Genomic DNA, 4,882 nt, shown 5'->3' on the forward strand with positions numbered 1-4,882 from the left:
TGTCAAGCCCCGAAGGGTTTGAGTGCGCGATACTGGGATTGAACCAGTGACCCCTACCGTGTCAAGGTAGTGCTCTCCCGCTGAGCTAATCGCGCTGGGATGTCAAGCCCCGAAGGGTTTGAGTGCGCGATACTGGGATTGAACCAGTGACCCCTACCGTGTCAAGGTAGTGCTCTCCCGCTGAGCTAATCGCGCTGGGATGTCAAGCCCCGAAGGGTTTGAGTGCGCGATACTGGGATTGAACCAGTGACCCCTACCGTGTCAAGGTAGTGCTCTCCCGCTGAGCTAATCGCGCGGGGAGGGCTCCCGGAGAACCGGGGGCACCTCTTGGAGGTGGAGACGGGATTTGAACCCGTGTACACGGCTTTGCAGGCCGTTGCCTCGCCTCTCGGCCACTCCACCAGGCAACTTCGGAGAACGATCTTACCCTGTTCTCCATCGAGCGGACGACGAGATTCGAACTCGCGACCCTCACCTTGGCAAGGTGATGCTCTACCAACTGAGCCACGTCCGCCTGTCTCCCGGCCGCTTCCCCGTTTCTCTCGGTTCCGCGTCCCGGCGACGTGTTGAACTCTAGCGGATTCCCGGGCCAGCTAAAAATCCGTTCCCGCAGCGTGGCGCGGGGGTGGCCGGGAGGTGGTGCTCCGTCAGCCCCGCCGCAGCCCTCCGCACCCTGCCCGAACAGGGCCTGCGGGGCCCGCCGACCTACACTTCAGGCACCGAGCCCCACCCCGTGAACCGCGCCCCACCCGCGCGCAGAAGCACCGAGAAGTGCAGGAGAACCGTGTCCGGCCGCACCTCCCCCCTCAGCCCCGACCAGCCGATGGCCCGCTTCGGCGGCCGCCTCGCCACCGGGCTGCGCGAGGTCACCGCGGACCCGGCCGCCCTCGACACCGCCGGGTTCTGGGCCGTCGCGTACGACTTCGAGGGCCGGCTGACCTGCGCCCGCTTCGACGAGGTGCGCCCCGCGCCCGCCCCGCCGGCCGTCCACGGCTGGCTCGGCCCGGACCGGGACGGCTGGCACAGCTCGCTCGACCGGGCCGGCTACACCGCCGGCGTCCGCCGGATCCGCGAGCACATCGCGGCCGGCGAGGTCTACCAGGCCAACCTCTGCCGGGTGCTGTCCGCGCCGCTGCCCGACCCCGGGCGCAGCGACGTCGACGCCCTCACCGGTCTCCTCGCCCACGGCAACCCGGCCCCCTACGCAGGAACGATCCGCCTCCCCGAGCACGGCGTCGAGATCGCCACCGCCTCGCCCGAGCTCTACCTGCGCCGCACCGGCCGCACCGTCTCCTCCGGCCCGATCAAGGGCACCGGCCGCACCGAGGCCGACCTGCTGGAGAAGGACCACGCCGAGAACGTGATGATCGTCGACCTGGTCCGCAACGACCTCGGCCGGGTCTGCGAGACCGGCAGCGTCACCGTCCCCGACCTGTGCGCCGTGGAGAAGCACCCCGGCCTGGTCCACCTGGTCTCCACCGTGGAGGGCACGCTGCGGGAGGACGCCGGCTGGCCCGAGCTGCTCGCCGCCACCTTCCCGCCCGGCTCGGTCACCGGTGCGCCGAAGTCCAGCGCGCTGCGGATCATCGACGCCCTGGAGACCGCGCCGCGCGGCCCCTACTGCGGGGCGGTCGGCTGGGTGGACGCCGACCGCGGCGAGGCCGAACTCGCCGTCGGCATCCGCACCTTCTGGATCGACCGGACCTCCGGCGGCCCGGTGCTGCGGTTCGGCACCGGGGCCGGCATCACCTGGGGCTCCGACCCGGAGCGGGAATGGGACGAGACCGAGCTCAAGGCCGCCCGCCTGGTCGCGATAGCGTCGGGCAGCACCACCCACTAGCTCCGGGAGAAGCCCTCGATGATCTGGGTCAACGGATCCCTCGTGGCGGCCGGCGAGGCCGCCGTCTCCGTCCTCGACCACGGCCTCACCGTCGGCGACGGCGTCTTCGAGACGGTCAAGGCCGTCGACGGACGGGCCTTCGCCCTCACCCGCCACCTGGACCGGCTCACCCGCTCGGCCCGCGGCCTCGGGCTGCCCGACCCCGACCACGACGAGGTCCGCGCGGCCTGCGCGGCCGTCCTCGCCGCCAACCCGATGCCGCTCGGCCGCCTGCGCCTCACCTACACCGGCGGCACCTCGCCGCTCGGCTCCGAGCGCGGCGACGGCGCCCCGACCCTGGTCGCCGCCCTGGGCAGCGCCGCGCCGCGCCCCGACACCACCGCCGTGGCCACCGTGGCCTGGCGCCGCAACGAGCACAGCGCGGTCGCCGGCCTGAAGACCACCTCGTACGCCGAGAACGTGGTCGCCCTCGCCGCGGCCCACCGGGTGGGCGCCTCCGAGGCGCTCTTCGCCAACACCGCCGGCCGCCTCTGCGAGGGCACCGGCTCCAACGTCTTCGTCGTCCTCGACGGCCGGCTGCTCACCCCGCGGCTGGAGTCCGGCTGCCTGGCCGGCATCACCCGGCAGCTGGTCGTGGACTGGTCCGGCGCGGAGGAGGCCGACCTCCCGTTCGACGCACTGCTGGCCGCCGAGGAGGTCTTCCTCACCTCCACCCTGCGCGACGTCCAGGCGGTCACCCGGATCGACGACCGGGAGCTGGCCGGCCCGGGCCCGGTGACCCTCAAGGCGATGGCGGAGTTCGCCGCCCGCAGCGGCGACGACCTCGACCCGTGACGGGCGCCACGGCCCGCTGACGCGTCCGGCCGCGCCCCGCGCGGCCGGACCATGCGTAGCGGCCCCGCCGCCGGGGCAGGGGAGCGGACATGACCACCACCCTGCGCCCGGCGGGCGCCGAGGAGCCCCTGCCCGGCGGCGGCCGCACCCGGCGCTGGCAGATCTGCGTCAACGGCCGCCCGGTCGGCGGCCTGCGGACCTCCGCCCTGCCCCGGGGCGGGCAGTGGTGGGGCGAGATCGCCGAACTCGAGGTCCGCGAGGGGCACCGGCGCGGCCGGGCCACGGTCGGGGCGCTGGCCGCCGAGGAGGTGCTGCGCGGCTGGGGCTGCACCCGGCTGGACGTCACGGTGCCGGCCGGGGCCGACGCGGCGCTCTCACTCGCGCACACCCTCGGCTACCGCGAGCGGATGAGCAACCTGGCCAAGCACCTCGGGCCGCCGCCCGCCCTGCCGCCGGGGCTGACGGTCCGTCCGATCGGCGCGGAGGAGTACCCGGCCTGGCTGGCGTCGGCGAAGGCCGGCTACCTGCACGACCTGCGGGCCTCCGGGCTGACCGAGGAGCAGGCGCGGGCCAAGGCGGACGCCGACCACAGCCAGGTGCTGCCGCAGGGTCCGGACACCCCCGGGGTGGCGCTGCGGCGGCTGGCCGGCGCGGACGGCGAGGTCCTCGGCAGCCTCTGGATCCACCTACATCAGGACCTGCTGCCGGACGGCCGGCCGCTGGCCTGGGTGATGGTGGTCGAGGTGGCCGAGGAACACCGCGGGCGGGGCCACGGCCGCGCCCTGATGCTCGCCGCCGAGCGCGAGTGCCTGGCCGCGGGCGTCCACGACCTCGGGCTCAACGTCTTCAGCAGCAACCGCGTCGCCATCGCGCTCTACGAGTCGCTGGGCTACCGGGTCACCCGGCGCACCCTCGGCAAGCCGCTGCTGTGACCCGCTCCGCGAGCCGGGCCGGCTAGCCCCGGTGCTCCTCGATGATCGCGACGATCTGCTCGCGCAGCCCCTCCTGGCTCTGCCCGCCGTCGAGCCGCCGGCCGGCGATCACGTAGGTCGGGGTGCCCTTGATGCCGATCGCCCGCCCCTCGGCCTGGTCGGCGTCCACCACCAGGGTGTGCCGCCCGTCGATCAGCGCGGTGTCGATCTCCTCGGAGTCCAGCCCGAGCCCGTCCGCCACGGCGAGCAGCACCTTCTCGCCGTCCCGCGCCAGGTCGGCGGTGCGCTCCAGCAGCGCCTCGGCGTACGCCCAGCCGCTGCCCTGGGCGGTGGCCTCCTCGGCGGCCTGGGCCGCGGCGTACGCGTGCTTGTTCTTCTCCAGCGGGAAGTGCCGCAGCTCGATCGGCAGGGCGTCGCCGTACTGCGCGCGCAGGGCCCGGACGTCGTCCAGGGCGGTGCGGCAGTCGGGGCACTGGAGGTCGCACCAGAACTCGAGGCGGGGGAGGGAGGCGTCGGTCATGCCCCCAGTCTTCCACCCGCGGGGCCCTCAGCCCGCCGTCACCGCCTCCGCCTCCGCCGAGCGCTGCCGGGCGCGGTAGGCGGCGACGTGCAGCCGGTTCCCGCAGGTACGGCTGTCGCAGTAGCGGCGCGACCGGTTGCGGGAGAGGTCGACGAAGACCCGGGCGCAGTCCGGCGCCTCGCAGTTGCGCAGCCGCTCCCGCTCGCCGGCCATCACGATGAAGGCCAGCGCCATGCCGAGCTCGGCCGCGAGGTGGTCGCCGATCGCGGCGTGCGGGGCGAAGTAGTGGATGTGCCAGCCGTGGTTGTCGTGGTTGGTCAGCCGGGGCGTCGTGCCGGCGGCCGCGACCACGGCGTTGACCTGCTCCGCGGCCTCGTCGGTGGACTGCGCGGAGAACACCTCGCGCAGCCGGCCGCGCAGCGCGTGCACGGCGGCCAGGTCGGCGGCGGTGAGCGAGTCGACCTCGCTGATCTGCCGGCTCACCACGAAGGCGTCGAGCGCCGGCACGTCCGGCAGCTGCTCCGCCCCGCAGGCCTGGGGGGCGGTGTTGAGCAGCTCCACCAGAATGCTCAGCGCGCATTCGGTGTCATGGGTGATCAGCACACGGGCTCCTCGCGCGGCGGGGGCGCACCGGCCCCTCGTCGGTCGTCACCGGCGACTCTACCGGGACGGGCCGCCGGAGCCCACGGCAAACGCCCGGCAGGACGGCCGGCCACCCCCGGGGTGGGTGGCCAGTGACGTATAAAACTCAGACGC

The 4,882-nt window shown here is 74.0% G+C and carries 5 protein-coding genes and 5 tRNA genes; 3 read left to right on the plus strand and 7 right to left on the minus strand.

Features of this window, described 5'->3' with window-relative positions; translation table 11 throughout:
* Nucleotides 1–23 precede the first annotated feature (23 nt).
* From ACFV0G_RS35170 to ACFV0G_RS35190, 5 genes are all read right to left on the minus strand, one after another.
* A tRNA-Val gene (locus ACFV0G_RS35170) sits at nt 24–95 on the minus strand.
* Between the two features lie 28 nt (nt 96–123).
* Nucleotides 124–195, minus strand: a tRNA-Val gene (locus ACFV0G_RS35175).
* Nucleotides 196–223: 28 nt separating this feature from the next.
* Nucleotides 224–295: transfer RNA gene (locus tag ACFV0G_RS35180), tRNA-Val, on the minus strand.
* Nucleotides 296–328: 33 nt separating this feature from the next.
* A tRNA-Cys gene (locus ACFV0G_RS35185) sits at nt 329–402 on the minus strand.
* Nucleotides 403–441: 39 nt separating this feature from the next.
* A tRNA-Gly gene (locus tag ACFV0G_RS35190) sits at nt 442–514 on the minus strand.
* 309 nt (nt 515–823) lie between these two features.
* Between ACFV0G_RS35190 and ACFV0G_RS35195 the strand changes: the two genes are divergently transcribed.
* The 3 genes from ACFV0G_RS35195 (at nt 824) to ACFV0G_RS35205 (ending at nt 3,606) form a co-directional block, all read left to right on the plus strand.
* On the plus strand, nt 824–1,840 hold the full coding sequence (locus ACFV0G_RS35195; protein ID WP_380556752.1) for a chorismate-binding protein: 1,017 nt from the start codon (nt 824–826) through the stop codon (nt 1,838–1,840).
* Between the two features lie 18 nt (nt 1,841–1,858).
* Complete coding sequence (locus ACFV0G_RS35200) at nt 1,859–2,674, plus strand: aminotransferase class IV (protein ID WP_380556746.1); 816 nt, start codon at nt 1,859–1,861, stop codon at nt 2,672–2,674.
* 89 nt (nt 2,675–2,763) lie between these two features.
* The gene (locus tag ACFV0G_RS35205; RefSeq protein ID WP_380556748.1) at nt 2,764–3,606 is read left to right on the plus strand and encodes a GNAT family N-acetyltransferase; all 843 of its coding nucleotides are present in this window, start codon (nt 2,764–2,766) and stop codon (nt 3,604–3,606) included.
* A 22-nt stretch (nt 3,607–3,628) separates the two neighbouring features.
* Here ACFV0G_RS35205 and ACFV0G_RS35210 read toward each other — a convergent pair whose 3' ends face one another.
* The gene (locus tag ACFV0G_RS35210) at nt 3,629–4,126 is read right to left on the minus strand and encodes a DsbA family protein (RefSeq protein ID WP_380556750.1); all 498 of its coding nucleotides are present in this window, start codon (nt 4,124–4,126) and stop codon (nt 3,629–3,631) included.
* Between the two features lie 27 nt (nt 4,127–4,153).
* Entirely contained in the window at nt 4,154–4,729 is a 576-nt protein-coding gene (locus tag ACFV0G_RS35215) for a CGNR zinc finger domain-containing protein (RefSeq protein ID WP_380556751.1), read from the minus strand.
* Between the last annotated feature and the right edge of the window lie 153 nt (nt 4,730–4,882).

Source organism: Kitasatospora sp. NPDC059571 (assembly GCF_042735675.1).
Classification (GTDB): domain Bacteria; phylum Actinomycetota; class Actinomycetes; order Streptomycetales; family Streptomycetaceae; genus Kitasatospora.

Bases quoted from the DNA above. Each gene is read 5' to 3' on its own strand.
- ACFV0G_RS35195 (WP_380556752.1), top strand. From the start codon at position 824: ATGGCCCGCTTCGGCGGCCGCCTCGCCACCGGGCTGCGCGAGGTCACC.
- ACFV0G_RS35200 (WP_380556746.1), top strand. From the start codon at position 1,859: ATGATCTGGGTCAACGGATCCCTCGTGGCGGCCGGCGAGGCCGCCGTC.
- ACFV0G_RS35205 (WP_380556748.1), top strand. From the start codon at position 2,764: ATGACCACCACCCTGCGCCCGGCGGGCGCCGAGGAGCCCCTGCCCGGC.
- ACFV0G_RS35210 (WP_380556750.1), bottom strand. From the start codon at position 4,126: ATGACCGACGCCTCCCTCCCCCGCCTCGAGTTCTGGTGCGACCTCCAG.